The following is a 25,434-nucleotide window of genomic DNA, read 5'->3' as shown; positions in this document are numbered from 1 at the left end:
TTTTACTGGTTTAAGCCGGCTATCGGGGCGCCCAGAATGGTTCGCCCGCTTTTACGAACTCGACAGGGATGCCCGGCAGAACGCCCTTCAGCCATTGAGCGCAATAACTCATGCCTGCTTCTTCTGAGACTTCGTGGCCGAGCAAGATCAAGGCCTTCTGTCTTCCCTGTCTGGCGGCGTCCCGGACGTATTCCACCGTCTCCCATTCGGATGCTTCGCCTGCGACAAGCACCTGAACATCATCGCGTTCCAGCATTTTGACCTGCTTCTGCAAGCCGGATGCTCCCGGGAGCAACCCGATGTGCGTGACCGACATATTAGGATCGCCCACGACGCGAATCAACCGTGAGCCTGCCTTGGATCGCAGGGTGGCAGCTAACTGGGATACCGTAGTTGGCGGCAAGGTGAAGAGGTGCGGGTCCGCGCTGCTTTGGTAAGGCCTCCAGCCAAACTCATCGATGACGCCTTCGAGGATGCCGTCTGGTTTGCGGAGGTGCCACGTGTCATGGAATCGCCAGACGACCAGGTGATGTTCTTTGATATAGGCCAGCTTCTGCGCCTGCACCGGATCGTTGCCGAGGACAGACATATCGTCCGGATGGTTGTAGAAGGTAGGCTCGTGGGTCACGATGAGATTTTTCCCATCGGCTACGGCCTGCTCTAACACCTGATAGGTATCGAGGAAAGTGGTGACGATGCCGGTCACAACCGTATTCGGATCGCCTGCCTTGATGGTGTCTACGGTATTGTCGGGCGGCGTTGCGCCTGTGGCTGCGATGATGCGCTTGATGACGACATCTGCAGTGAGCGAGGTGGTTGCTGTTTGTGCCGATACTTGAGAAACGGCGAATGCTGCAACAAAGATGACCGAGAGCAACTTCATTCCGAGCGCAAGGCCTCCATGGGGTCTACACCAGCTGCACGACGCGCCGGAATATAACTTGCGATGAGTCCGCAGATTGCGAGAATTGCAGCTACCGCAAAGACGGTGAATATGTCATATCCGTGAAAGCCATAGATGAAGGCCCGCATGACTCCGCTGGCGGCAACGGCGATTGCGATGCCAGCAGCAACACCGATGGCAAGCAGCGCACAGGCATGACGCAACACCAGCCATGCGACACGATTCTGCGAGGAACCCAGCGCAAGACGCACGCCGAATTCGCGTGTGCGTTGGCTTACAGAGTATGAGAGCAAACCGTAGATTCCGGCAACGGCAATGAGCAGCGCAGCCAGACCGAAGATGCCCAGCAGCCGAGCCCCAAGCGTCTGGTTACCCATGGAATCTTCCACAATCTGTTTCATCGGCGCGAGATTATCAAAGGCTATATCGGGCTGAAGCTGGTGCACGGCGGTGCGAATGGATTTCTCCGTAACATCCAGAGGCAGGTGAGTCCGCACGGAGACATTCATGATGAATGATACGAGGATGGGATAGAGCTCGTCCTTAGGAGTCAACTGCATCAGGTTGAGATCAAACTCAGGTAAGGCATTGTCTCCAGCGGAGATCTGGCGAACATCATCCGCGATGCCGACGATCGTTGCCCATCCGCGCGGGCCATTTGTATCTTTGTCACTGACATTAATCTGTTTGCCAATCGGATCCTCATTGGGAAACACCATTTTTGCAAAGGCCTGATTCACGATGGCAACGAGTGGGGAATCCGACGTGTCCTGATCGTTGAAAAAGCGGCCTTTCAACAGCCGGATTCCAAAGGTCGGGAAATATCCCGGATTCATAGCGCGGACAGCCGCATTCTGCGCATCGGCAGCGTTTGGCTTTGGCCGCCCATGCACCCATATGCCGCTGGTGAATGACCAGTTCGGCTGCATAGGGCGCACTGTCTCCAAGCTGACATTACTGATTCCGGGCATATGCGCGAGCTTATCGAGCAGCGGTGTATAGAAGATCTTGATCATATCCGGAGATTTTTCAGAATTGAACTGCAAGCCAAACAGGCTATTGCCGTGCGTGGGAAGGAACATCTGCCCGGTGACGACGTTTTCTGCTACAAACCCTAAGCGCGCATGCTGAAGAAGGAACAAGGTTCGGATCATGAGGCCAGCGGCAATCAGCAATGCCAGTGTCAGTGTTATCTCTCCGACGACAACCGCATCCCGCCAGAATGCCTGTCTCCTGCTGCTTCCGGCAGCTGCCGAATTATCACGCAATCCCTCCTGCGCAGGAGCATTGGCTGCAATCCAGGAAGGAAGCAGTCCGAAGAACACAGCCGAGAGGCAGGAGGCCATGAACAAGAAGGCGCAAACCCATCCATTGATATGAATATCTGCCCCATAGATGACCTCGCTTGAGAGATAGTGACGCAGCATGCGCAGGATCAGAGCGGCGATACCCAAGCCTGCTGTTCCTCCAAAGACTGCCAACAGCAGGCATTCCGTAAGAAACTGCTGCACCAATCTGCGCCGCATGGCGCCGAGAGCGGAACGAATCGCAATTTCTCTGCGGCGGGTATTTGCGCGCGTGAGCATGAGGCCGGCAACGTTCGCGCAGGCAATGAGCCACACCGCGATTACAGCGAAACTGAGAGCATGCAGCGCGGGACGGATTTTTGGAGTCAACGAATCTCGATAAGGAATGACGCGGATCGGATCTTTTCCTTCGTCTTTTGGATACTCCTTCAACAACTGCTGGCGGATGCCGTTCAGTTCGGCCTGAGCCTGAGCAGGCTGGACACCGGGGCGCAGCAGCCCAACAAGCGTTAGCCCCGCATTTCCGCGATCCTGCAGGGAGGGATCACTGGTATCCATGGGCGCGTATAAAAGGCCGTCGGGGCTGTCGCCGGGGAAACCCATTCCCTGCGGCAGAACTCCGATGATCGTGTAAGGGTCGTCATTGATCTTGATCGAGCGTCCGACGACGCTCTCATCGCTATGGAACTGATCCTTCCAGACGCCATAGCTCAGTATCAGCACATTGCTTCTTCCCGGCTTGGCGTCGTCTTCGATAAAGGTGCGCCCAAGGAGTGGCCGCACACCTAATGCGTCGAATAGATTCGTGCTGCTGATGACCTGCGGGGTGAGCTTCGGCTCATCGGTTCCGCTGACAGAGGCAAACTTGTACGAGTAGTAAATTACGCCTTGCAACGAATGACTGCGCGCGGCGAAGTCTTTTGCATCGGGCAGGGACGAAGAGGAAAAATCGTTGCCGCTCTGCGACCGGCCACCGAAACGGATGAGACGTTCTGCATTCTGATAGGGCAGCGGCCGCAGTAGTACCTGATCGATGACGGAGAACATGGCCGCATTGACGCCGATGCCGAGCGCGAGGGTAAAAACCGCAGTGAGAGTAAAGCCCGGAGTTTTCGCCAACTGACGCAGTGCGTACTTCACATCATTCCAGATCATGGCCGCAATTTACCGCCTCACAGATTGAAAACACCCTATCACAGCATCTGGAAATTGCACCTCTGGACGGGCGTGGAGAAGTTGTCAAGAGGGGAGAGGATTTCTGTCTGGCTTAATCTATATACGATGTCGACTCTTTATATAGCCAGCAGCAATCAGGGTAAGCTGCGCGATTTTGCCGCAGCCGCCGAGGTTTACCAATTCGATGTGCTTCCGCTGCCTGATCTCAAAAACATTCCTGCTCCTGATGAAGATGGTCTGACCTTCGAGGACAATGCCTGGCTAAAGGCTGCCTATTACAGCAAATTTTCGCCCGAAGATCTGATCATTGCAGACGATTCAGGGCTGGAGGTAGACGGATTGAATGGAGAGCCTGGTGTGCGCTCCGCTCGATTTGCCGATGACGTAGGCTTTGCAGCACCGACGGAGGCAAGCACGGACGAGCGGAATAATCGATATCTTCTCGAGCGGCTGACTGCGCACAAGGGCGAAAAGATTACAGCTCGTTACCGCTGTGTGATCGCGGCGGCTCGAAAGGGCGAGGTACTGATCACGGCTGAAGGCTCGGTTGAGGGTGAAATCGTGCAGGAACCTCGGGGAACGGGCGGGTTTGGGTATGATCCGCTCTTTTATCTGCCGGAACTGGGTAAGACGATGGCGGAGATCGATCTGGTGAGGAAACAGTCTTTGAGCCATCGCGGCAAGGCTTTTGCGGCATTGCTCAACAAGCTTCCGCAAGGGCAATTTTGAGCAGAGTTGACGGAAGTGCCTCAGATTCTTGACGGTCATTGTTCCGCGCACCAATAATAAAGGGTGATACCTCTAAAAGATTTAGCAGGGTTCAGGTCAGTTCTCTGCAGCGGATGCACGGGCTACAACTTCGACCGGCTCGCATTGCTTTGTCACCGGACATAAATGACTATTAAGTCAGCAAGGAAGATCCATGTTGTTTGAAAACAATCACGCGATGGAAAGAAGCCAATGAGCACAACTGCAGTGAATCTGCCAAAGAGCGGGAAAGCCAGCTTCTGGGGCTCGACGAACGGCAAGAAGGTCGTGATGGCGGTGACAGGATCGATCCTGTTCCTTTTCGTCATTGGCCACCTGGCGGGAAACCTGCAAATTTTTGAAGGCCCGGCGAAGCTGAATGCCTACGGCCATTTTCTGCACAGTATTGGGGAGCTGCTCTGGCCGGTTCGCATTGTGCTGATCATCTCTGTTCTGTTGCATATTACGGCTACGGTGCAGCTTGCACTCCTTAAGAAGAAGGCGCGGCCGGTCAGGTATTCGCGTAAGGAAGCGATTAAGTCTTCGTATGCTTCGCGGACGATGTACTGGTCCGGCCCCATTGTTCTGGCCTTCGTCATCTTCCATCTGCTGCAGTTCACTGCCGGATATATTCATCCGGAATCGCAGTTTATCGAAGGCGATGTGTATCACAACGTCGTTGCCGGGTTCAGCGTGTGGTGGGTTTCGGTTTGGTACATCTTCTCCATCTGCCTGCTTGGATTGCACCTGCGCCATGGTCTCTGGAGCATGTTTCAGTCGGTGGGCTTCAATCATCCGCGGCACACTCCTATCCTGAAGGGCGCGGCTGCGATTATCGCCGTGCTGATTGTTCTTGGATACATTTCCATTCCGATTAGCGTTTTGCTGGGGATCGTAAAGTAAATGACACTCGACGGAAAACTACCTACCGGCCCGATTGAGCAGGCATGGGACAAGGCGCGCTTCGATCTCAAGCTGGTGAATCCGGCCAACAAGCGCAAACATACGATTATCGTCGTCGGCTCCGGCCTGGCGGGGGCTTCGGCTGCGGCTACGCTGGGTGAGCTGGGCTACAACATCAAGTGCTTCTGCTTCCAGGATTCGCCGCGCCGCGCGCACTCGATTGCTGCGCAGGGCGGCATCAACGCAGCCAAGAACTACCAGAATGATGGCGATAGCGTATACCGGCTCTTCTATGACACGGTGAAGGGCGGCGACTTCCGCGCACGCGAGGCCAATGTCTACCGGCTGGCACAGATCAGCGTGAGCATCATCGACCAGTGCGTGGCGCAGGGGGTGCCGTTTGCGCGTGAGTACGGCGGCACGCTGACGAACCGCTCATTCGGCGGGGCGCAGGTTTCGCGTACCTTCTATGCGCGTGGGCAGACGGGTCAGCAGCTGCTTCTCGGCGCGTACCAGGCGTTAGAGCGGCAGATTCAGGCGGGCACGGTGACGATGTACTCGCGCACCGAGATGCTGGACCTGATCGTGATCGATGGCAAGGCTCGCGGCATCGTGACGCGCAATCTGGTTACGGGCGAGATCGATACGCATATTGGCGATGCGGTGATTCTGGGGACTGGTGGATACGGAAACGTCTACTATCTCTCGACCAATGCCAAGGGATCGAACGTTACGGCGAGCTGGCGCGCGCATAAGCGCGGGGCGCTGTTTGCCAATCCCTGCTACACGCAGATTCACCCGACGTGCATTCCGGTTTCGGGCGACTACCAGTCGAAGCTGACGCTGATGAGTGAATCTCTGCGTAACGATGGGCGCATCTGGGTGCCGCTGAAGAAGGGCGATAAGCGGTCTCCGGATCAGATTCCTGAGGCGGAGCGCGATTACTATCTTGAGCGGCGCTATCCGAGCTTCGGCAATCTTGTACCGCGCGACGTGGCTTCGCGCAACGCGAAGGCTGTCTGCGACGAAGGGCGCGGCGTTGGCGAGTCCGGACTCGGCGTCTATCTCGACTTCGGCGATGCCATCAAGCGGCTGGGCGAGCACACAATTCGGGAACGCTACGGCAACCTCTTCGATATGTACCAGCGCATTACGGATGAGAACCCCTACAAGGTTCCGATGCGTATCTATCCGGCGATCCACTACACGATGGGCGGGCTGTGGGTGGACTACAACCTGCAGAGCACGATTCCCGGGCTGTTTGTGCTGGGTGAAGCGAACTTCTCCGATCACGGCGCGAACCGGCTTGGCGCGAGCGCGCTGATGCAGGGTCTCTCGGATGGATACTTCATCATTCCCTACACTGTGGGCAATTACCTGGCGTCGAACAAGCTGGGCAAGGTGGACGCTTCGAACGAAGAAGTTCGCAGCACGGTTTCCAGTGTGCGGCAGATGACCGAGAAGCTGCTTTCGATCAAGGGCAAGCGGACCGTCGATTCGTTCCACCGCGAGCTGGGCAAGATCATGTGGGACGAGTGCGGCATGTCGCGCACGGCTGAGGGATTGCAGAGGGCGATCGGCCAGATTCGCGCGCTGCGCGAGGAATACTGGCAGAACGTCAATGTTCCGGGCAGCGGCGACGACCTGAACCAGAGCCTGGAGAAGGCTGGACGCGTAGCTGACTTCTTCGAGCTCGGCGAGCTGATGTGTACCGATGCCCTGGAGCGTAATGAGTCGTGCGGCGGCCATTTCCGCGAGGAGTATCAGACTCCGGACGGCGAAGCGCAGCGCGACGATGAGCACTATTCCTACGTTGCTGCGTGGGGATATCAGGGACCGGGCAATCGCGAAGAGCTGTATAAAGAGCCGCTCGAATTCAATTACGTTCATCCCAGCCAGAGGAGCTACAAGTAATGAAACTAACGCTGAAAATCTGGCGTCAAAAGGGGCCGAAAGACAAGGGCCAGTTCGTTGATTATCCGGTGAACGACGTGAATCCGGAGATGTCGATGCTGGAATGCCTCGACGTGCTGAATGAAACGCTTATCGAGCGCGGCGAGGAGCCGGTGGCTTTTGAGCACGATTGCCGCGAAGGTATCTGCGGGTCGTGCGGGTTCATGATCAACGGCGTTGCTCATGGGCCGATGCCGGCTACAACCGTTTGCCAGCTCACGATGCGTCACTTCAAGGACGGGCAGGAGCTGGTGATCGAGCCGTGGCGCGCCTCTGCCTTTCCGGAGATCAAAGATTTGATTGTCGATCGGCGCTCGTTCGATCGCATTATTGCCTCTGGCGGATACGTTTCGGTTTCGACGGGCAATGCTCCTGACGGCAACACTATCCTGGTGGGCAAAGAGATTGCCGATCGCGCGATGGATGCCGCGGCTTGCATCGGCTGCGGAGCCTGCGTGGCTGCGTGCCCGAATGCGTCGGCTGCGCTGTTTACCGGAGCCAAGATTGCGCACCTGAGCGTGCTGCCTCAAGGCGAGGTGGAGCGCGATCATCGCGCGATCAACATGGTGGCGCAGATGAATACCGAATCGTTCGGCGGCTGCACCAATATCGGGGAATGCACGGGTGCCTGCCCGAAGGAGATTCCGCTGGAAGTGATTGCGACGATGAATCGTGACTTCATCCGGGGAAGCTGGAAACATCGCGACAACGAGGTGAAGACGATTACGCCGATGACGGAGTGGAGTACAGGGTCGAAGCTCAAGATCGATCCACATGCCACCAGCTAACGGGGTACCCCCTCCCCCCTCTCTGTCCTCTTCATTTCTTTTATTTTCAACAGGTTAGCGGGGGATGATCCCCCGCTAACCTGTTGATATCTAAAGGCTTAGGTTCGTTCTAGTGTTTTCAATGACTTAGCGGGGGGTCCTCCCCTTTTTGTCCATTTCACGCCTGCATAGAAGCCCGGACTCGGGATCGAGGTATGCAAACATTCCCTCTATTTCAAGTATAGATTTTTAACCCATAATTCTCTGCCAATCTCCGTTTGAACAAATATTCCGCGATATCAGACGTTTATGGATTAGAGATAAGAAAATGCTCTTGACACAGGTTGTCGATCAGTTGTGCGGTCGCATAGGAGCGTATTGCTTCGCTGATCTCTTGGTTGAACGCCATGTTCGACATCATACTGCGAGGGTGCTAAGCAGCGCTGCACTCCGTCCGAAATTTACTCGATGAAAACTGAATCTCAGGACATGGGTTCTCATCATCCATTGAGCGCTCACCAGAAGCGCGTTCATGAGGAATTATGCTGCGCAGCGCGGTATGCTAGCTCCACGTCGTCGATGAGCTCAACACCCTCGCCCCGGAGTGGATTCCCTCTCGGCTGGCGACCAACGCGGCGATTTGAAATCCAGAGAAAGGGAAAGGCAATGCAGGTTCCCTACGCGAAGAAGTGGCAGAATGAAACGGATAAGCTGCGGGAGATTGCGCTTGGCTGTGACCTGACCGAAGAACTCAAGTGGGGCAAACCCTGCTTCACCTTTTTGAAGAAAAACGTCGCGATTGTGATTCCGCTCAAGGAGTCGTGCGCGCTTGCCTTCTTCAAAGGCGCTCTGCTCAAAGACCCCAGGCACGTTCTTGAAAAAGCCGGAGAGCACACGCAGGCGGGGCGGTGGATAAAATTCACTTCGATCAAGGAAATAACGGCCTTACAGTCGTCCCTGAGAAAGTACCTCTACGAAGCCATCGAACTGGAAGAGGCCGGGAAGAAGGTAGAACTCAGGAAGCCGTCCGAGTACACCATTCCCGAGGAACTGCAGACCCTGTTGAACAATAACGCGGCTTTAAAGGTGTCCTTCAATGCGCTCACACCGGGACGGAGGAAGTCATACGTCTTCCACATCTCAAGCGCCAAGCAGGCAAAAACGAGAGCAGCGCGAGCAGAAAGATGTATACCCATGATCCAGAACGGACGAGGGTTCAACGAACAGCCGAGATGAGGCGGGATTTGAGCGGCTCATTTCAGGACCCACTACGGACAGCTGCAGTTTCTTTGGCTTGTGACGAGAAGCGAGTCTTCCGAGGAATTACACCGATTCTTCCAGTTCGGTTTCTTCTGGTGCATCGGTCGGACTTGCAAACTCAATGCGATAGCCATCAGGATCCGTAACAGGTACAACCCATAAGCCATTTCCCACGGAGGGGCGGTTCCGCATCTGAATGCCCCGCGATTTGAACTCGCGATAGAGTGCGAGCGCGTCTTCGCACATGAAGTTTACCGAAACGCCAGTGCCGAGCGTTTCCTTTGGCCGACGTTGCGGCATGAACTCCTGAAGCATGATCGCGGCATCTCCAAGCTCAAGCCAGCACCAGCGAATTTTGCCGTTGGCGGGATATTCCTCATCACGATCCGGAATCCAATAACGCTTGATCGCAAATCCGAGGCCATCGACATAGAACCTCAGGGAAGATTCCATGTCCGTTACGCCGAAGAAAGGCACTGCTTGTTTGACGTTTGCGCTCATGTTGGTTGCTTCAGTAGTGGAATCCATGATGGACAAAAGGATAATGCCACATCCGGCTGGAGTTGCACGAAGATTTGAAGAGCGTGGTGGACGTGAGATGTGTACAGGCAATCTTTACAGTTTAACTGTAGATATGCAACACTGATTTTGTGCGTATTCGAAAGTCTTCTACTCAATCCGAGCTCGCTCGGACGCTTGCTACCGAAATCCGTGCCGTATACCGCAAGCTCAAGCTGCGCTTACGCGAGCATGGGGGTGGCAACGATCTGACGCCGTCTCAGGCTTCGGTTCTTCTTCGACTCGAAAATGGCTCGGCCACGGTTTCAAGTCTGGCGCGAGCGGAAGGCATGCGCCCGCAGTCGATGAGCGCGATAGTTTTGCCCTTACAGGAGTCCGAGCTGGTCAGCGGCGCACCTGACCCGAGCGATGGGCGGCAGACTCTGATGTCTCTCACGCCTAAGTGCCTGAAGTGGCTTGAGGAAGGCAGAGCTGCGAGACAGGACTGGCTCACCGCGACCATCTCCCGGAAGCTGTCTGTTCGCGAGCAGGCGAAGCTTCAGGCGGCACTCGAACTGCTTACGCGGCTGATTGAGGATTGAACCTCTGCTTCCCTTTCCTCGTGTTGGCGAGACAGGGTCGACGAAAAAATCATCTCGCTGTTCGAAAAATTGTTGAAAGAAAGGAACGCTGCTTCATGAATTGGCTTTGGCTTGTGTCGTACTTCTTTGGGGGCGTTTTTGCGGCAAACGCGATTCCTCATTTTGTCGCGGGCACGATGGGACATCCCTTTCAGAGTCCTTTCGCCAAACCGCCCGGCAAAGGGCTCTCGTCTTCGACGGTCAATGTTGTTTGGGGATTCTCCAATGCGGTGATTGGCTATCTGCTGGTCGCGCACGTTGGGGCTTTCGATCCGCGGGGGATAACCCACATCCTCGCCTTCGGCCTGGGCGCGCTGCTCATCAGCATTTTTTCGGCGCGTCACTTCGGCCAGTTTCATGGTGGCAACACTTCGTCGCGTCCATGAAGGACGGAGTGTCGGGCACCTTTCGTTCGCTGAGAAGCTTCAACTTCCGCTTGTGGACTGCGGGCGGCCTGGTTTCCAACGTAGGCACGTGGATGCAGCGCGTTGCTCAGGATTGGCTCGTGCTGACACAACTGACTCATCGCGATGCGTCAGCGCTGGGTATCGTGATGGGCCTTCAGTTTGCTCCGCAGCTTTTGTTCCTGCCCTGGACGGGATCGGCTGCGGACCGCTTGAATCAGCGCAAGCTCCTGATGCTCACCCAGGCGACGATGGGCGTGCTTGCGGTCATGCTGGGAGTTCTTACGATCGCAGGAGTCGTCCGTCTCTGGCATGTGTATGTGTTCGCCTTCCTGTCCGGTTCCGCTGCTGCGCTGGATGCGCCGGTGAGACAGACCTTCGTGGCAGAGATGGTAGGCGATGCGGATCTGCCGAACGCCGTGGCGTTGAACTCAACCTCGTTCAATGCGGCCCAGATGATCGGTCCGGCAGTCGCTGGTTTGCTCATCGCAAGGGTTGGCATTGGATGGGCTTTTCTTCTAAACGGGCTCTCATTCGCTGCGGTTGTGATCTCGATGTCTTTCTTCCGTCTCTCGGAATTGCGTACAAGTGCCAGGGCGCATCGGACTGCATCTGGATTCTTGGATGGGCTTCGCTATGTGTGGAGAAAACCAGACCTCAGGGCGATCCTCATCATGTTGTTTCTGATCGGCACATTTGGCTTGAACTTTCCCATCTTCATTTCCACCATGGCCGTGAATGTCTTCCACTCCGATGCCCGCGGTTTCGGCCTGCTCTCCTCGATCATGGCGGTGGGCACCCTCTCAGGAGCCTTGTTCGCTGCCGGTCGACAGAAGCCAAGCCTGGCGTCTCTTTTGGCAGGTGCTGGGGTCTTCGGGCTCGGCTGCACTCTGGCCGCACTGGCGCCTGGATACTGGTGGTTTGGCGCTGCTCTCATGATCCTCGGCGCTGCTGGCGTGATTTTCACCAACGGCACGAATAGCATCATGCAACTCTCAACAGAACCAGCGATGCGAGGCCGAGTGATGGCCCTGCGGGTTGGCATTGCACTCGGGGGAACACCCATCGGCGCACCGATCATCGGTTGGGTTGCCAACCAATTCGGCCCTCGATGGGCGCTCAGTATCGGCGCCGGGGCAGGCTTCACCGCTGCCCTGGTCGCGGCCCACATTCTGGCCCGCCAAAAAGAGCCGGTGCTCGCTTAATTTAGTCCTGCGAAGTCGGGTTCTCTTCATCCACTGATCGATCAGCAGTAGAGCGCTAATCGTTACTTGAAAGAGCTGAAACCGGACTCATGATCAATCCGATACTCGAAGGGTGTCAATCAGAGCGGCTAATGCGGCAGGTTGATTCCGGCGGCTGGGATAGTACAGAAAATATCCGGGGAAGGACGGGCACCAGTCTTTCAGAACCTGAACCAAACGTCCCGCTTTGATTAAGTCCCTCAGTGAACCCTCCATCGCTGTTCCGATTCCTACGCCTCTGAGCACAGCCTGGATGACGAGTTCCGGATCGTCGAACGATGCAGGTCCCTGAGGACTGACGGTGAGCGCCTTGCGGCCCTTCTCAAACTCCCACCGGTATAGTCCATTGCTGAAACGGAAGCCGATGCAAGCGTGATCTTTCAGATCCTGCGGATGTTTCGGGATGCTGTTTGACTCGAAATACTTTGGAGATCCAACTACAGCGAGACGCATCTCTTTCGTCACCCGGGCGGCAATCATGTCCCGTTGAATGAATTCACCAAGCTGCACACCTGCGTCGTACTCTCCGGCTACGAGATCGACAGGGTCGTTGGAAGAAGTGACCTCCAACACGATTTCAGGATAGGTGCGAGCAAACTGAGCCAGCTTCGGCAGAACCACCGCTTTAGTCGCCGTTCGCGGGATGATGAGTCGTATCCGACCGGACGGAGTCTCTCTTTGCTTCCGCGCCTCTGCAACTGCTCGCTCGATCCGCTCCAGGGCAGGCGCGAGTTCATGAAGAAGCGCTGTGCCTGCTGCGGTCGGGGAGACACTTCGCGTTGTTCGCGCGAGCAGTTGAAGCCCCAACCGTTTCTCGATCCCGCGAATAGAATGGCTCAGCGCGGATTGAGAAATACCCAAGCGGGCCGCGGCGCGCGTGAAGCTGCGCTCTTCCGCCACGATTGCAAATGCCGAAAGCTCTCCGAGATCGTTTCTCATAATTCATGAATTTTACTCATAACTCTTTAAACCTGGAACCATCTAGTCTCATAGACGCTTACTGCCTACACTTGTAGCAGATGGACTATGGCGCCATCGACACAGGAGAAAATGATGCAAAAGCGCACATTAGGAAACAGCGGCCTCGAGGTCTCAGCACTCGGCCTCGGCTGCATGGGTTTGAGCTTCGGCTTCGGCCCCGCTACGGAAAAATCAGAAGCCATCAAACTCATCCGCGCCGCCGTCGAGCGTGGCGTCACCTTCTTCGACACCGCCGAAGTCTACGGCCCATACACAAACGAAGAGCTTGTCGGAGAAGCCCTCGCACCGTTTCGTGACCGCATCGTGATCGCGACGAAGTTCGGGTGGGAGGCGAATCCCAATGACGATGGCAAGTGGAGTGCTCTGAATAGCCGTCCCGAACACATCAAGAAGGTAGCAGAGGAATCGCTCAAGCGGCTCAAAGTGGATGTCATCGATCTCTACTATCAGCATCGCGTCGACCTGAATGTTCCCATCGAAGATGTGGCGGGCGCAGTGAAGAAGCTCATTCAGGAAGGCAAGGTGAAGCATTTCGGCATGTCGGAAGCAAGCGCGAAAACTATCCGCCGCGCTCACGCTGTCCAGCCCGTTGCCGCGCTCCAGAGTGAATACTCGCTGTTCTGGCAAGAGCCGGAAGAGACGGTGATGCCTACGCTTGAAGAACTCGGCATTGGCTTCGTTCCCTTCAGTCCGCTTGGCAAAGGCTTCCTGACGGGCAAGATCGACGCAGAGACGAAGTTCGGCAGCACAGACTTTCGCAATACCAGTCCACGCTTCAATTCCGAGAATCGCAAGACCAACCAGGCACTGGTTGATGTCGTCACCGCGTTCGCGGAACGAAAGAATGCTACGCCGGCACAGATCGCGCTTGCGTGGCTTCTCGCGAAGAAGCCCTGGATTGTTCCGATTCCTGGCACAACCAAGCTTTCACGTCTGGAAGAAAATCTGGGCGGTGCGACTATCGAACTCACAGATCAGGATGTTCAGGCTCTTGAGGAAGCATCTTCAAAGGTCAAGGTGGAGGGAGCGCGCTATTCACCATTCCATCAATCGTTGGTAGGGCGATGAGAGACGCTCGCAGACGAACGCCGGCTCAGAATCCTGTTGACCTTTGCGTCGCTCGTCAGCCCATCGCATCGGCCAGACTGCAAAAATAGCAAACACAGTTGAAGGTGAAGGAATCAGTATGCAGATATCGTTTGAAAATAAAGTGGCTCTCGTAACAGGTGCAGCGTCTGGATTGGGACTTGCGACGGCGAAGGCATTTGCGGAAGCTGGCGCGTCCGTAGTGCTGGCCGACTGGAATGAAAAGGATGTGCAGGACGCAGCGAAAGATCTCGCGAGCAAAGGTCATAAAACGCTGGCCGTCCGCTGTGACGTGTCGGATGACGCGCAGGTGGAATCCATGGTGAAGCAGACCGTTGCTGCTTTTGGACAACTCGATGCGGCTTATAACAACGCAGGCATTCAGAATGTACTTGCGGAAACGGCTGATTCTCCCCGTGACGACTACGATCGCGTGATGGGCATCAACCTGCGCGGCGTGTGGAGTTGCATGAAGTTTGAACTGCAGCAGATGCGCAAACAAGGCAGCGGAGCCATTGTGAACTGCTCTTCGCTCGGAGGCCTTATCGGAGGAAACCAGCGCGGAACGTACCACGCCGCCAAACACGGCGTCATCGGTTTTACGAAGAGCGCGGCGCTTGAATACGCTACGCGAGGCATCCGCGTAAACGACGTTTGTCCCGGCATGATCCAAACCCCGATGTCCGACAAAATGATCGCCGAGGGGCAAGGACCAGAGCTGGACAAGATGCTGAAGACCTTCGTCCCGATGAAGCGATTGGGGCGACCCGAGGAGATTGCGGATGCCGTCCTGTGGCTTTGCAGCGACAGAGCCAGCTATGTTACAGGCCAGTCGATCTCAGTCGATGGCGGCTATGTGATGCGTTAGAAAATGGTTCACTTTATACCTCAAACGTCGCGGTGATGCGATATGAAGGAAGACTATGAGCGGCTGGACAAAAGACGAATTGACGAGGATTGCCGGGACGGACGATCTGCATATCTCACCATTTCGAGAGGATGGATTGACGTATGGAACGCCTACGTGGGTTTGGTCGGTAATCGTAGAGGACCAGCTCTTCGTCCGGCCTTACAACGGTAGTTCCTCGCGCTGGTACAAAGCTGCAATGACCCGGCGCGCTGGTCGCATTACGGCAGCGGGCCTAACGAAGGAGACCAATTTTGAGGCGGTCGCGGGGCCGCTCAATGATCAAATCGATGACGCATATCGGGCGAAGTACAAGGGGAGTCCCTATCTCCAATCCATGATCAGCTCACGCGCCCGCGCGGCAACTGTGAGAATCACGCCCCGCGACGTTTAGATTGAAAAACGCAATTCTGCCCGTATGAGATCGTCCTTGAACTGATGGCGGAGAGCTGCTTTACACTTGCTCCATGATCCGTCAGATCGCACCTCTGTTCTTTACCATTGATATTCCTGCCACGCTCGCCTATTACAAAGACAAGCTTGGCTTCGAGTGCGTGGGAAGATGGCAAGATCCGCCGACCTACGCAATCGTGACGCGCGACCAGCACGCGATTCACTTCCGCTGCGCCGAGCCGCCCACAGCCAATCCGGAGAAGTACGACGACGAACTGCTGGACGCATATCTCTTCGTCGACGATGCGGACGCGCTTCATGCCGAATATGAAGCTCACGGCGTAGAGTTCACCCGGCAGCTTGGCAACATGCCGTGGCAGTCACGAGAGTTTGTGGTGAAGGATTGCGACGGCCGTTTGCTGGCCTTCGGCGCGAACTTATAGTGCGTGGCAAATGCCTTTCCGGCGGATTCCCTACGAACTGGAAAGGGCCGGCTGCCTTGGTCGGCCGAAGAACAAGATGTAGCCGTCAGGATCGCAAATCTCGAAGCCACGCAGACCGTCGTGGGTATCGTTAAGATGCTCGCTGAATGTTGCGCCACGATCGGTGAATTCGGCGGCAAGCGCATCTGGATCCGGGGTATCGACATAGGCGTCCCACCGCATGAAGGGATGGCGCCTGGCATTCGGCAATGGTGACACGTCTTTGTCGGATTTGACGAAGAGCTGGACTCCATCGCGGCCGATGATGGCGAAAAATGGATTTCGATCGGGCTGCTGAAATCTCGTCTCAAAACCAAGCTTAGCGCTGTAGAAGGCGATGGTTTGATCGACATTGCTGACGATGAAGAATGGTGAAATTCCCTGGATGTTCGGTCGTGTCATAGGCATGCACGCTCTCGTTGCGGATCAATCGTAGGATATCAGCGCGATGGCTGACTACTATCTGTCTCGGATATGTACCGTTTATTGCCGTATCAGCAATAATCCCAGGATGGCCATGAAGATGATGGAGCCGGCGTGGAGGAGGACCTGGTAGGTAAGGCCGCTCTGGGTGAAGACGGTTGTTGCGTCGGTAAGTGGAACGACGATCATGAGCAGGATCAGGATGCCGGCGATTCGGCCTGCTTTCATGGCCATGATGGCGAGGAGCATGAGGCTGAGTGCTATGTCGCGGATGCCAGCGAGGCGGACCCATGGGAGCGCATCGATAGTTGTAACGGGCATACCGAAGAGAGCAGCTGCGTTATGCGGTGCGATGAGCGCGAGCAATCCGATGAGCAGGAGTCCGAGAGCGAATGCGCCGCAAAGCCAGTAGAGCGGGGATTTCAGATCAAAGTCGCGTGGCATGATTGCTTTCACTGGCCTGTTAGATTCCGAGGATGAGGCGAGTTTGCTTCAAGCGCGGATGGTGCCCGGGCTTACGCGGCGTGGGTCACGTCCATTTCACTGAGGCGCAGTACGAGACACTTAGCTGCGCCGCCTGCCTTCAGAAATTCCGTCAACTCGACCTGGATGACGTGAAAGCCTCGCGATTGCAGCCGCGCGCAGAGTTCGGCGCTGACCTGGTTGAGAAGTATGTTCGGGCCTACGTTCACGGCGTTGCAGGCGAAGCGCAGGGCGTCGGCTTCAGAGACGCAGATTCTCTGTGAGGCGGTGTAGCGCGCTTCGATTTTCTGTTGCGATGCGGCGTCGAAGGCGGCGGGGTAGTACATGACGTCGCCATTCGAGAGCGGACAGAAACAGGTGTCGAGGTGATAGAAGCGCGGGTCGATCAATCGCAGCGAGACAACTTCGAGATCCCATAGCCCGGTGAGGTGGCTGTGGCTGTCTTCCAGCGTGCGCAGTCCGTGGCCGGCCCAGAGGCGCGAGCCATCGGCTTCAAAGAGTGCGTCGCCTTCGCCTTCAAAGGGCGTGGCGCGAGGGATCTCGCTTATGGCGAAGCCTGATTCGTGAAACCAGCGGCGGAAGTGCGGCTCTTCGCCCTGGCGCTCGGGATGATGAAAGCTGCTGAGGGCTACGATGCCGGCGCGGACGAGTCCGGCATTCGCGGTGAAGACCATGTCTGGCGAGCCGGGTTGTGGCTCTACGAGAAGCACGTGCGCGATCCCGGCAAGCGCGGTGTGAAGCTGCTGCCATTGCGTGGCGGCATGCTCCCGGGAGGAGCGATGGACGTTGCCGGCCATCCAGGGGTTGATGACGTAATTTACGTCGTAGAGCGTTGGCGGACACATGAGAAATGTGGGCCGTTGATTTGCCGGTTTTGAAGTCGTTCCTTCCGGTCTCATGCTCGGGTCTCCTGCCAGAGTGTGGCTTGGTTTCGACGGGGCGTCAATATGAATGAAAATGCATGGAAAACCTGCATATTCATGCATTTGTGTGCGAGATGAGGGGCGTCCTGCTACAATCCCGCCATCGCCAAAACATTATGAAAACCAGATATGCCGCTATTATTCTTCTTGCTTCCACGCTGCCTTTGGCTGCTCAGACAACCGCTAAGACGACCGTGAAAAAATCTGCCGCTGACCCGCTGACGGTTCACCGCAATGCGATTGTGATTGATACACACGCTGACACGACGCAGCGGCTGGTGGATGAGAATTATGATCTTGCCGATCCGCTGAACGGCGGCCAGCTGAATCTTGAGTCGGCGAAGAAGGGCAACCTGGGTGCGGAGTTCTTTTCGATCTGGGTAGAGCCTGATCTTTACAAGGGCCAGTATGCGAAGCGGACGCTGGAACTGATCGATGCGGTGTACCAGCAGGCGGCGAAGCATCCGGATCAGATGATGATGGCGTATTCGCCTGCGGATATTGAGAAGGCGCATCGGGAACATAAACTGGCGGCGTTGATGGGGATTGAAGGCGGGCACTCGATTGAAAATTCGCTGGGTCTGCTGCGCGACTACTATCGGCTGGGCGTGCGGTATATGACGCTGACGTGGTCGAACTCGAATGACTGGGCGGATTCTTCGGGCGATGCAGACAACGAGAAGGTACACCATACGCAGGATGGGCTGACGGATTTCGGCAAGGACGTGGTGTACGAGATGAACCGGCTGGGGATGATGGTGGATATCTCGCACGTCTCGGACAAGACGTTTTATCGCGCGGTGATTACGTCGCGTGCTCCGGTGATTGCTTCGCACTCGTCGGCGCGTGCAATTACGAACGCTCCACGCAACATGACGGATGACATGCTGCGCGCGGTGGCTCGCAGCGGCGGCCCGACCAGCAAAGGCGGCGTGGTGATGGTGAACTACTATTCGGCGTTCATCAGCCAGGCGTACCGCGATGCCGCGCATGCGCAGGAGGCCGAGGTAAAGAAGGCTACGGACGATTTGAAGGCGCAGTACGCGAAGGATGGTAAGCAGGTCACCTATGGCGATCTGGAGAAGCTAGAGGAACAGTATGCGAATAAGATTCCGCGGCCGCCGTTGAGCGCGTTGATCGATCACATTGATCACATTGCCAAGGTTGCTGGTGTGGATCATGTGGGGCTTGGGTCGGATTTCGATGGCGTGTCAGGACAGTTGCCGGAAGGGATTGATTCGGCTGCCGATCTGCCGAAGATTACGCAGGCGCTAATGGCTCGCGGATATTCGGCTGCGGATTGCGACAAGATTCTTGGCGGAAATTTGCTGAGGGTGTTTCGTGAGGTGGAGGGTACTGCGAAGCGGTTGCAGGCTGAAGCGGGAACGCGGCCTAAGATCGGGGAGTCGCAGCCGTTTAAGAAGAATTGATTGGGTGTTAGATGGCTTTGTATCCCACCCTTTCGCACAAAACGCGAAAGGATGGGGCACCCGGGCTTGTGTTGCCAGTCGAGGCGGAAGAGATAGTTCGCTGCACTCAGGATGGCAATTCTTAGAGGACGATTCTTCGTGGGGTGCGTGGTTTTCACTTCCTGCGGCGATGCTGTACCCTAACCATTGGGAAACTGCATGAACGTACTCGCTCGCCTCGCCTCGCTCGCTGTCTTTTCTTCCGCTCTTATTTGTACTGGCTTCGCTCAGGAAGCTACGCCGCCTCCTAGTACTCCACCTGCGACACCTCCCGCTTCGAGCAGCCAGGACTTGCCGGATTCACCGGGAACGCAGGTGCATGTGAGTCCACAGCCTACGGGACCGACGGCGGTGCTGGATACCAGCATGGGCCGCATTACCTGCAAGCTGTTCGCGAAGGAAGCACCGAAGACGGTGGCGAATTTTATCGGGCTGGCGCAAGGAACGAAAGACTGGACCGATCCGACGACGCACCAGAAGATGCACAACAAGCCGCTGTATGACGGCACGCAGTTTCATCGCGTGATTCCGGATTTCATGATTCAGGGCGGCGATCCGACGGCGACGGGGATGGGCGATCCGGGATATATGTTTGAGGATGAGTTCGATCCGAACCTAAACTTCGATGTGCCGGGACGATTGGCGATGGCAAATTCGGGACCGAATACGAATGGCTCGCAGTTCTTTGTTACGGAGGTTCCGACGGAGCATCTGGACCAGAAGCACACGATTTTTGGGCAGTGCGATGATTCGAGCGTGCTGGTGGTGAAGTCGATTGCGCGCGTGGAGCGCGACGAGAATGACAAGCCGACTGATCCTGTGATTCTGAAGAAGGTAACTATTGTGCCGGAAGGGCAACCGCTGCCGCCGTTGCCTGCGACTCCTGCATCTACAACATCGAAATAGTTTCGATCCCACCCTTCGTTGTGCAAAGAGTGGGACATCCACGGTTTCTAATTCACGAGGAATATTCAAAGGAGTAAAACATGGCTCGTTCTACCGGAACATATGCAATTTTCAACACCAGCGAAGGTACGATTGTGTGCCGTCTTTTTGAGAAAGAGGCGCCGAAGACTGTTGCCAATTTTATTGAGTTGGCAGAAGGCTCGCGTGAGTGGACGCATCCTGTTACGAACAAGAAGAGCAATGACAGGCTGTTTGATGGCACGATTTTTCATCGCGTAATTCCTGACTTCATGATTCAGGGCGGCGATCCGGCTGGATCGGGCTTTGGCGGACCGGGCTACAAATTTGAGGACGAGACAAAGGGCTCGCCACACAAATTTGACGCCAAGGGCAAGCTGGCAATGGCGAATGCAGGACCGAATACGAATGGATCGCAGTTCTTCATCACGGTCGCACCGACACAATGGCTGACCGGTAATCACACGATCTTTGGTGAAGTGGTGGAAGGCCAGGATGTGGCCGATAAGATTTCAAAGGTCGCGCGCGCCGCACAGGACAAGCCGAAGACACCGATCACGATTGAATCGCTGGTGATTGAGCGCGTCGCTTAGGACATTTTCTTATATAGCTTACGACTGTCGGCATTTGACGACCGTGGAGGAAGAATCCTTCGCTACGCTCAGAATGACGTTTCTCTATTTTCGCAATGGCATAGAAGTAAGGTGTAGAACAGAAAGGCGCGGCTCAGGCCGTGCTTTTCTGTTTCTTGACAGTTTCCCGCAGGCGCGTAACTATAAAACTAAGCAGTTGTGGTGAAGGAGTTCACCCAAACCGCTGTCCTTCCTAACGGCCGGACAGATGATGACTCCTGACAGGAAACCCTGTCCAGGAGTTGTATCGTCCCGGCGAGTTTCCTCAAAACTTGTTTTTGTTGAGCAGGAAGGAGAAGCTCATTTGCAAAACTATTTTTATATAGCCGCCGGCGGTGCGCTCGGTTCGCTTACCCGCTATTGGGTTGCGACTGTTGTTGCGAATCGCATGGGGACGAAGCTTCCCTATGGAACGTTTCTCGTCAATATGTCTGCGTGCCTGGTTCTTGGATTTTCACTCACTCTGCTGGACAGCCGGCCGGAAGCGCATCCCGCTTGGAGATTTCTGATTCCGATTGGCTTTATCGGTGCATACAGCACATTTTCCACTTTTGAGTGGGAGACATTTGCTCATCTGGAACTGGGCGCGTTCCTGCTGGCGGGACTTTATGTTGCACTGAGCTGCATCCTGGGCCTGGCTGCGGTGTGGTGCGGTGTAACGCTTGCCCGCGTGTGCTCCTGAAGCTTATCTATGCGATCTCGGTAAGCGGTTTGCCCTGGCTGAAGCGCGCATCGAAACCGAGCCTTGCGCCAATGGTCGGCACCAGGTCGACCGATTCGATGGGACGATCGATGACAATTCCCTGCCGAGTGTCGGGGCCGAGAACCATCATCCATGTGGTGCGTGAGAGCGCATCGCCGGTGCGATGATGTTGGAAACCATTGCCACTCGCATCCATATCGGAGTCGCGTCCGAAGTCGGGGAGGATGAACATGGTTGTGCGGTCTTTATATTCCGGCTCAGCCTGGATTGTTTTCCATATCTCGGCGCAGAGGCGGTCGGAGCGCTGGATGCCGTCAATATAGAGCGAATAAGCTCCGGAATGGGCGATGTCGATATCGTGCAGCGTGATCCACAGAAGACTGGGCGCCATCTGCCTCATCAATTGTTTCGCGATATATACGGAAAGCTCGTCGGGGCTGGCGAGGCTGAGCGCGTGATGGACGAAATCATTCACTGACAGCTTGAGAATTTGTTCAAGATGCTGCATCTGCAACTCGTTGCCGGCGAGTTCAGGAGTGTAGAAAGGCGTCTCATAGTTGTCGCGCAGGAGGTGGGAGTAATCGGTAGAACTACCTGTGGGTAATGAAGCCTGCAGCAGGTGTTTCGGTAAGATGACCCCGGCGCCAAGGCCCGCACCATAAGATCGATTACTGCTTTCGCCAATGCGATTGAAGCCATTGCTGGGCGCGACTACCCAGGCATCATTCAGCGGCCGCTTGAGGTCTTTGCGGAAGTATTCGAAGATTGTCGGATTCTGCGGCGGCACGGTTGCAAAATTATTGAATGTCTCGTACACGCCTGTTGCCAGGCTTGCGGTGGCAACGTAGTGCCCGAGGATTCCGCGATTGACGACCTGCGTGTAAAGCGTGGATTGCGGGAAGAGAGTTTTGAGCAGGTTGGGGATATTTTCCTGGCCTGCCGGGGCGAAGGTCTCCTCGTCGCGCGCTCCTCCGCCAAAAGTTACAACGACCACTTTTTGATTTTTCAGCTGAGCCAAGGCGGACAGCGGTGCGAAGCTGAACATCGACGATGCGGCGGCAACCCCAATGCTGGATCGCAGAAAATCACGTCGACTCCAGGCCAGCGCCTGCGCTTGTTCACGCGGATTGAGATCACTTCTGAACTTCAATTTAGGTCCACCTGGAGCACCTTCGCTGCTGCTATAAGTCCGTGCCTAAAGGCCCTTTCTGCGTTGCGACCTTATTCACCGGCCTAAAGGCCGGGTGCTTCTACCGATGTCCTTACAAGCTTGCAGGTTACAGCAACCACTAAATTGACTTAACATTCAACTGCATTGCGATCATTCCTTCTCTCGGTGGGGGTCCACTGAGTGTATTTTTATCCAATTGTGAGCGAAAGCAACTCTCCCATACCTATTGATGAACTTGATTCTGTGCCACGAGGCAGCGATGGAGCAACCACAAGCGCCTGATTGTGGCCTTCGAACCACGCGAGGAACGAAGATTGCTCAGAGCCGGGGAGCCGCTGCTGGTCTATCCATTGATAATAGGCACCCATGTCCGCGTCGATCAGCGAGCCAGTGAAATCGAGTTCGGGATTGGCGCTGCTGCCAGTCATTAGCTCGTTCATCGGCCTTTGCCGTTGGCGCGGGGCGAAGCGAACCATCAATGTGAGTGGCTGTGCTCGCCGCAGAGCTTCGCGTGCCGTCCACTGAGCGAAGGTGGTGCTGAATATCTGGGTTCCGGAGCCTTCTGTGAGGATCTTGATTTGAAAGCGGTCGAGCACGGCATCTCCGGCATTGTTCATGCCGAGATCCGCCGGCGATAGCCGGGCTAGATGTGAACGCAGCTCCTCGGGACCATTACCGGGCCGTACGATTTCGCCCTGCATGTTTTTCAATAAGGCAGCGCGCACGGGCTCCAGCGCCTGATAGGAGACGCACGTGAGCAACGGGCTGTGATCGGCTTCCTGTCCTCCATCGACGTACCAATGGCCATAGCGGACAGGATGCGCCTGCGCGCGAGCTGCGACCGCAGTCAGCAGCAGCTCCAATCCTTTCTCCGGCTTGACTTGCGTGAAATGGGTGCCCTGCTCGCGCAGCTTGCTGAAAAGTGGCGCGTCGTAGGAGGTAACGCCTTGTCCGATGACTGCAATGCCGAGTCTGCGTAGGGGAAGCGGTTCGGATGAAGGTACTTGCGGCAAGCGATTCGCGTAGTCCACGGCTGCTTTGCGAAAGGCGTCAATCTGATGCGTGCTCCAGAGATAGGCCGACAGTTGTTCTACAAACTGCGCAGGCTGATCGACCCAGTCGAATTGCTGGAGCTGAGGGGACAGCGAGAATTGCGAGAATGCCTGAAACCAGTCTTTGATCTGAGCCGAGGAGAGAGAGCTTAGATTGGCCAGTTCCCTCTCAACGGCGGCGCGTTCCGCCGGGAACTTGTAGTCATAGTCGATGACTTCCCGAAGCAAGCTTGGCACAAAGATAAGCGGGAGCTGCTGCAGCGCTGCCAGGTGGGCCACGACCAGTTTCTTCGCTTCGGGAGGATATCCGGAAAATTGTTCGGCTTTGAGATTGCTTGGCAGCATAAAACTACGATCGTTCCGCTTGTTCCGTTGCTAAATCTTCATCGCGCCGGAATCAAGGCTTGGTGGAGGGTGCTGACTTCGCTGCATACACGAATTGCTGCACCTCTGCCCGCTCTTTGTCGACTTCGGCCATATGTTGCGCCCGAAGCTGCTGGTACATATCGAACTCTTTGTGTGCGCGGTCCTTTTGTCCGAGGTGCACATAGTCTGTTCCTAAACGATAGTGGGCATCCGGGAGATTCGGATCCAGTTCCAACGCGCGCGTGTACTCGGGGATTGATTTCTCATACTCGTGTTGGTCGGCATATAGATTGCCTAGCTGCACGTGGGCTTCGGGAAGCTTCTCATCCAGAGCGATTACCTTTTGCAGTAATGATTCTACTTCGTGAAGGTCCAGTCCCGAGTTTTCGGATCGCTTTCCTTTCCATAAACTCATCGCGTAGTAATACTGAGCCAGCGCGTTGCCGGGCTGAAGTTCGGCATAGCGCCGGAATCTCTGGATGACGTCTTCTGCGTGATTCGGAGAACTCTCGTAAGCCTTGGAAAGAAATAGATAGCAGCGAGGATCGGAGGGGTTGAGGTCGGATGCGGCGAGGAGTGCAGTGATCGACTCGTCATAAAGCCCCCGCGAATAAAGGGCCATTCCGAGGCCGATCTTTAGGCGGGGTGAATCCGGATAACGCAGCGTAGCTTGCTTGAAGACTTCGATCGCAGGTTCATAGGTGCGGTGAAGAAGCAGCTCACTGCCCCAGTCAAACAAGTTTTCTTCACTGGGATCCATATGAGCGGCAGTTTCATACTCGTTGCCGGCGGCTACGAATTTCCCTTCTTTCTCGTAAATCTGGCCTAAGAGGTTATGAAGTTCACCGACGTTCTTTTGCTGTAGCAGGCTTTGAGCAAGCTTCTCTGCTTCGCCGAGCCTGCCTGTGAGGTAGTAAGCGAGCGCCAGATCATAACCATTGCCGTAGGAAGCAGGATTGATTTGCTGGGCGCGTTCGAGATAAGGACTTGCTTCCTTAATTTTTTTGGACTGGATGTAGAACTCGCCGAGGTTGTGATTGGCGTCAAAATTCTGCGGCTCCAGCGACAGGGCTTTCTGAAATTGCTCTCCGGCTGAGTCAAGCTTTCCAAGACGGGTGAGGGTAGCGGCGAGATTTGTTCTGGCGGGAGCGGAATCGGGTTTCAATCGAACGGCGGTCTCGAGATGTTCGAGGGCTTTTGCATCCTGCGACTGCGCGGCGTAAACCAATCCTAAAAGCTCGTGAACCTCGAAGCTCTTTGGGGCGCGGGGTAAAAGGTCTTCCAGTTGGCTTGTTGCTTCCGCAAGGTTTCCTGCATGGTATTGGGCGACTGCCGACTGAAACTGAAGATTCAGCTTCTGGTTCTCGCTCTGATTGTTCTGCGCTTTCGCAAACGCTGCGCACACCAGAGAAATAAAAACCAACAGCCGAAACCAGGGCCTCTTGCTCACAATTCACCTTGTTAATCGCCGAGAAGCGAGCTGCTACGACGTTCCATAAATCATTTGCGTTCGTAACAGTGAAATTTCCGGGGCTGAAGCCCGCTGGATATCTCGCTGATTTCACCGGGCTAAATTCCGGTGCTTCTACCCGAATCCATTTATGAAACTCGCCTATACACGGAGAACACCCCGGG

Annotated in this window: 26 protein-coding genes and 1 riboswitch; of the genes, 16 read left to right on the top strand and 10 right to left on the bottom strand. The window is 55.6% G+C overall.

The annotated features are described in order from the left end of the window. Positions 1-19: 19 nt before the first annotated feature. Both GSQ86_RS12725 and GSQ86_RS12720 read right to left on the bottom strand, forming a co-directional pair. Complete coding sequence (locus tag GSQ86_RS12725) at positions 20-883, bottom strand: Nif3-like dinuclear metal center hexameric protein (RefSeq protein WP_158750319.1); 864 nt, start codon at positions 881-883, stop codon at positions 20-22. Further along, positions 880-3,366: an ABC transporter permease gene (locus GSQ86_RS12720; RefSeq protein ID WP_158750318.1), complete on the bottom strand. Its 2,487-nt coding sequence runs from the start codon at positions 3,364-3,366 to the stop codon at positions 880-882. Before GSQ86_RS12720 ends, GSQ86_RS12725 begins: the two co-directional genes overlap by 4 nt. A 126-nt stretch (positions 3,367-3,492) precedes the next feature. Between GSQ86_RS12720 and rdgB the strand changes: the two genes are divergently transcribed. From rdgB to GSQ86_RS12695, 5 genes are all read left to right on the top strand, one after another. After that, the gene (gene rdgB, locus GSQ86_RS12715) at positions 3,493-4,116 is read left to right on the top strand and encodes an RdgB/HAM1 family non-canonical purine NTP pyrophosphatase (protein WP_158750317.1); all 624 of its coding nucleotides are present in this window, start codon (positions 3,493-3,495) and stop codon (positions 4,114-4,116) included. A gap of 231 nt (positions 4,117-4,347) precedes the next feature. Then, on the top strand, positions 4,348-5,037 hold the full coding sequence (locus tag GSQ86_RS12710; protein WP_158750316.1) for a succinate dehydrogenase cytochrome b subunit: 690 nt from the start codon (positions 4,348-4,350) through the stop codon (positions 5,035-5,037). Next, positions 5,038-6,951 carry a fumarate reductase/succinate dehydrogenase flavoprotein subunit gene (locus tag GSQ86_RS12705; RefSeq protein WP_158750315.1) on the top strand — a complete coding sequence of 638 codons (1,914 nt, stop codon included), beginning with the start codon at positions 5,038-5,040 and terminating at the stop codon, positions 6,949-6,951. Next, the gene (locus tag GSQ86_RS12700) at positions 6,951-7,778 is read left to right on the top strand and encodes a succinate dehydrogenase/fumarate reductase iron-sulfur subunit (RefSeq protein WP_158750314.1); all 828 of its coding nucleotides are present in this window, start codon (positions 6,951-6,953) and stop codon (positions 7,776-7,778) included. The genes GSQ86_RS12705 and GSQ86_RS12700 overlap by 1 nt, the downstream gene beginning before the upstream one ends. Positions 7,779-8,423: 645 nt before the next feature. Next, entirely contained in the window at positions 8,424-8,993 is a 570-nt protein-coding gene (locus tag GSQ86_RS12695) for a YdeI family protein (protein ID WP_158750313.1), read from the top strand. Between the two features lie 87 nt (positions 8,994-9,080). Here GSQ86_RS12695 and GSQ86_RS12690 read toward each other — a convergent pair whose 3' ends face one another. Continuing rightward, complete coding sequence (locus tag GSQ86_RS12690) at positions 9,081-9,518, bottom strand: VOC family protein (RefSeq protein ID WP_158750312.1); 438 nt, start codon at positions 9,516-9,518, stop codon at positions 9,081-9,083. 149 nt (positions 9,519-9,667) lie between these two features. Between GSQ86_RS12690 and GSQ86_RS12685 the strand changes: the two genes are divergently transcribed. From GSQ86_RS12685 to GSQ86_RS12675, 3 genes are all read left to right on the top strand, one after another. Beyond that, positions 9,668-10,117, top strand: coding sequence for a MarR family winged helix-turn-helix transcriptional regulator (locus GSQ86_RS12685; protein WP_158750311.1), 450 nt, complete (start codon positions 9,668-9,670; stop codon positions 10,115-10,117). 95 nt (positions 10,118-10,212) lie between these two features. Next, a complete protein-coding gene (locus GSQ86_RS12680; RefSeq protein ID WP_158750310.1) occupies positions 10,213-10,542 on the top strand; it encodes a hypothetical protein in 330 nt (109 codons plus the stop codon). An 8-nt stretch (positions 10,543-10,550) separates the two neighbouring features. Next, on the top strand, positions 10,551-11,765 hold the full coding sequence (locus GSQ86_RS12675) for an MFS transporter (RefSeq protein WP_254062345.1): 1,215 nt from the start codon (positions 10,551-10,553) through the stop codon (positions 11,763-11,765). Between the two features lie 93 nt (positions 11,766-11,858). Here GSQ86_RS12675 and GSQ86_RS23675 read toward each other — a convergent pair whose 3' ends face one another. Further along, the gene (locus GSQ86_RS23675) at positions 11,859-12,743 is read right to left on the bottom strand and encodes a LysR family transcriptional regulator (RefSeq protein ID WP_158750308.1); all 885 of its coding nucleotides are present in this window, start codon (positions 12,741-12,743) and stop codon (positions 11,859-11,861) included. 114 nt (positions 12,744-12,857) lie between these two features. Here GSQ86_RS23675 and GSQ86_RS12665 point away from each other — a divergent pair, with 114 nt between their 5' ends. The 4 genes from GSQ86_RS12665 (at position 12,858) to GSQ86_RS12650 (ending at position 15,614) form a co-directional block, all read left to right on the top strand. Next, positions 12,858-13,853 carry an aldo/keto reductase gene (locus tag GSQ86_RS12665; RefSeq protein ID WP_158750456.1) on the top strand — a complete coding sequence of 332 codons (996 nt, stop codon included), beginning with the start codon at positions 12,858-12,860 and terminating at the stop codon, positions 13,851-13,853. Positions 13,854-13,971: 118 nt separating this feature from the next. After that, positions 13,972-14,739: an SDR family NAD(P)-dependent oxidoreductase gene (locus GSQ86_RS12660; RefSeq protein ID WP_158750307.1), complete on the top strand. Its 768-nt coding sequence runs from the start codon at positions 13,972-13,974 to the stop codon at positions 14,737-14,739. Between the two features lie 55 nt (positions 14,740-14,794). Then, on the top strand, positions 14,795-15,172 hold the full coding sequence (locus GSQ86_RS12655) for a DUF2255 family protein (protein WP_158750306.1): 378 nt from the start codon (positions 14,795-14,797) through the stop codon (positions 15,170-15,172). 73 nt (positions 15,173-15,245) lie between these two features. Continuing rightward, positions 15,246-15,614: a VOC family protein gene (locus tag GSQ86_RS12650; RefSeq protein WP_158750305.1), complete on the top strand. Its 369-nt coding sequence runs from the start codon at positions 15,246-15,248 to the stop codon at positions 15,612-15,614. 30 nt (positions 15,615-15,644) lie between these two features. Here GSQ86_RS12650 and GSQ86_RS12645 read toward each other — a convergent pair whose 3' ends face one another. The 3 genes from GSQ86_RS12645 to GSQ86_RS12635 all read right to left on the bottom strand — a co-directional run bounded on the left by GSQ86_RS12645 (position 15,645) and on the right by GSQ86_RS12635 (position 17,458). Then, positions 15,645-16,061, bottom strand: coding sequence for a VOC family protein (locus tag GSQ86_RS12645; RefSeq protein WP_158750304.1), 417 nt, complete (start codon positions 16,059-16,061; stop codon positions 15,645-15,647). Between the two features lie 75 nt (positions 16,062-16,136). Further along, a complete protein-coding gene (locus GSQ86_RS12640; protein WP_158750303.1) occupies positions 16,137-16,520 on the bottom strand; it encodes a DUF4267 domain-containing protein in 384 nt (127 codons plus the stop codon). 71 nt (positions 16,521-16,591) lie between these two features. Next, positions 16,592-17,458 (bottom strand): dimethylarginine dimethylaminohydrolase family protein, encoded by an 867-nt coding sequence (locus tag GSQ86_RS12635; RefSeq protein ID WP_158750302.1) that lies wholly within the window; start codon positions 17,456-17,458, stop codon positions 16,592-16,594. Between the two features lie 140 nt (positions 17,459-17,598). On the opposite strand from GSQ86_RS12635, the gene GSQ86_RS12630 reads away from it, so the two are divergent. From GSQ86_RS12630 to crcB, 4 genes are all read left to right on the top strand, one after another. Next, positions 17,599-18,912, top strand: coding sequence for a dipeptidase (locus GSQ86_RS12630; protein WP_158750301.1), 1,314 nt, complete (start codon positions 17,599-17,601; stop codon positions 18,910-18,912). Between the two features lie 198 nt (positions 18,913-19,110). After that, on the top strand, positions 19,111-19,857 hold the full coding sequence (locus GSQ86_RS12625) for a peptidylprolyl isomerase (RefSeq protein WP_158750300.1): 747 nt from the start codon (positions 19,111-19,113) through the stop codon (positions 19,855-19,857). Between the two features lie 80 nt (positions 19,858-19,937). Further along, a complete protein-coding gene (locus GSQ86_RS12620; protein ID WP_158750299.1) occupies positions 19,938-20,468 on the top strand; it encodes a peptidylprolyl isomerase in 531 nt (176 codons plus the stop codon). Between the two features lie 191 nt (positions 20,469-20,659). Next, positions 20,660-20,735: riboswitch (Fluoride riboswitch) on the top strand. 76 nt (positions 20,736-20,811) lie between these two features. Continuing rightward, positions 20,812-21,189, top strand: coding sequence for a fluoride efflux transporter CrcB (gene crcB, locus GSQ86_RS12615; protein WP_158750298.1), 378 nt, complete (start codon positions 20,812-20,814; stop codon positions 21,187-21,189). 7 nt (positions 21,190-21,196) lie between these two features. Here the strand turns inward: crcB and GSQ86_RS12610 are convergent, their stop codons facing one another. The 3 genes from GSQ86_RS12610 to GSQ86_RS12600 form a co-directional block, all read right to left on the bottom strand. Continuing rightward, a complete protein-coding gene (locus GSQ86_RS12610; protein WP_174239967.1) occupies positions 21,197-22,360 on the bottom strand; it encodes a hypothetical protein in 1,164 nt (387 codons plus the stop codon). Positions 22,361-22,569: 209 nt separating this feature from the next. Then, positions 22,570-23,778, bottom strand: a complete 1,209-nt coding sequence (locus GSQ86_RS12605; protein ID WP_158750297.1) for a hypothetical protein — start codon at positions 23,776-23,778, stop codon at positions 22,570-22,572. 52 nt (positions 23,779-23,830) lie between these two features. Beyond that, positions 23,831-25,249, bottom strand: a complete 1,419-nt coding sequence (locus GSQ86_RS12600) for a tetratricopeptide repeat protein (protein ID WP_158750296.1) — start codon at positions 25,247-25,249, stop codon at positions 23,831-23,833. Positions 25,250-25,434: the final 185 nt, after the last annotated feature.

The sequence above is a fragment of the Acidobacterium sp. S8 genome, assembly GCF_009765985.1.
In the GTDB taxonomy this organism is placed as follows: domain Bacteria; phylum Acidobacteriota; class Terriglobia; order Terriglobales; family Acidobacteriaceae; genus Alloacidobacterium.
This window is presented reverse-complemented; position numbering and strand designations above follow the sequence as displayed.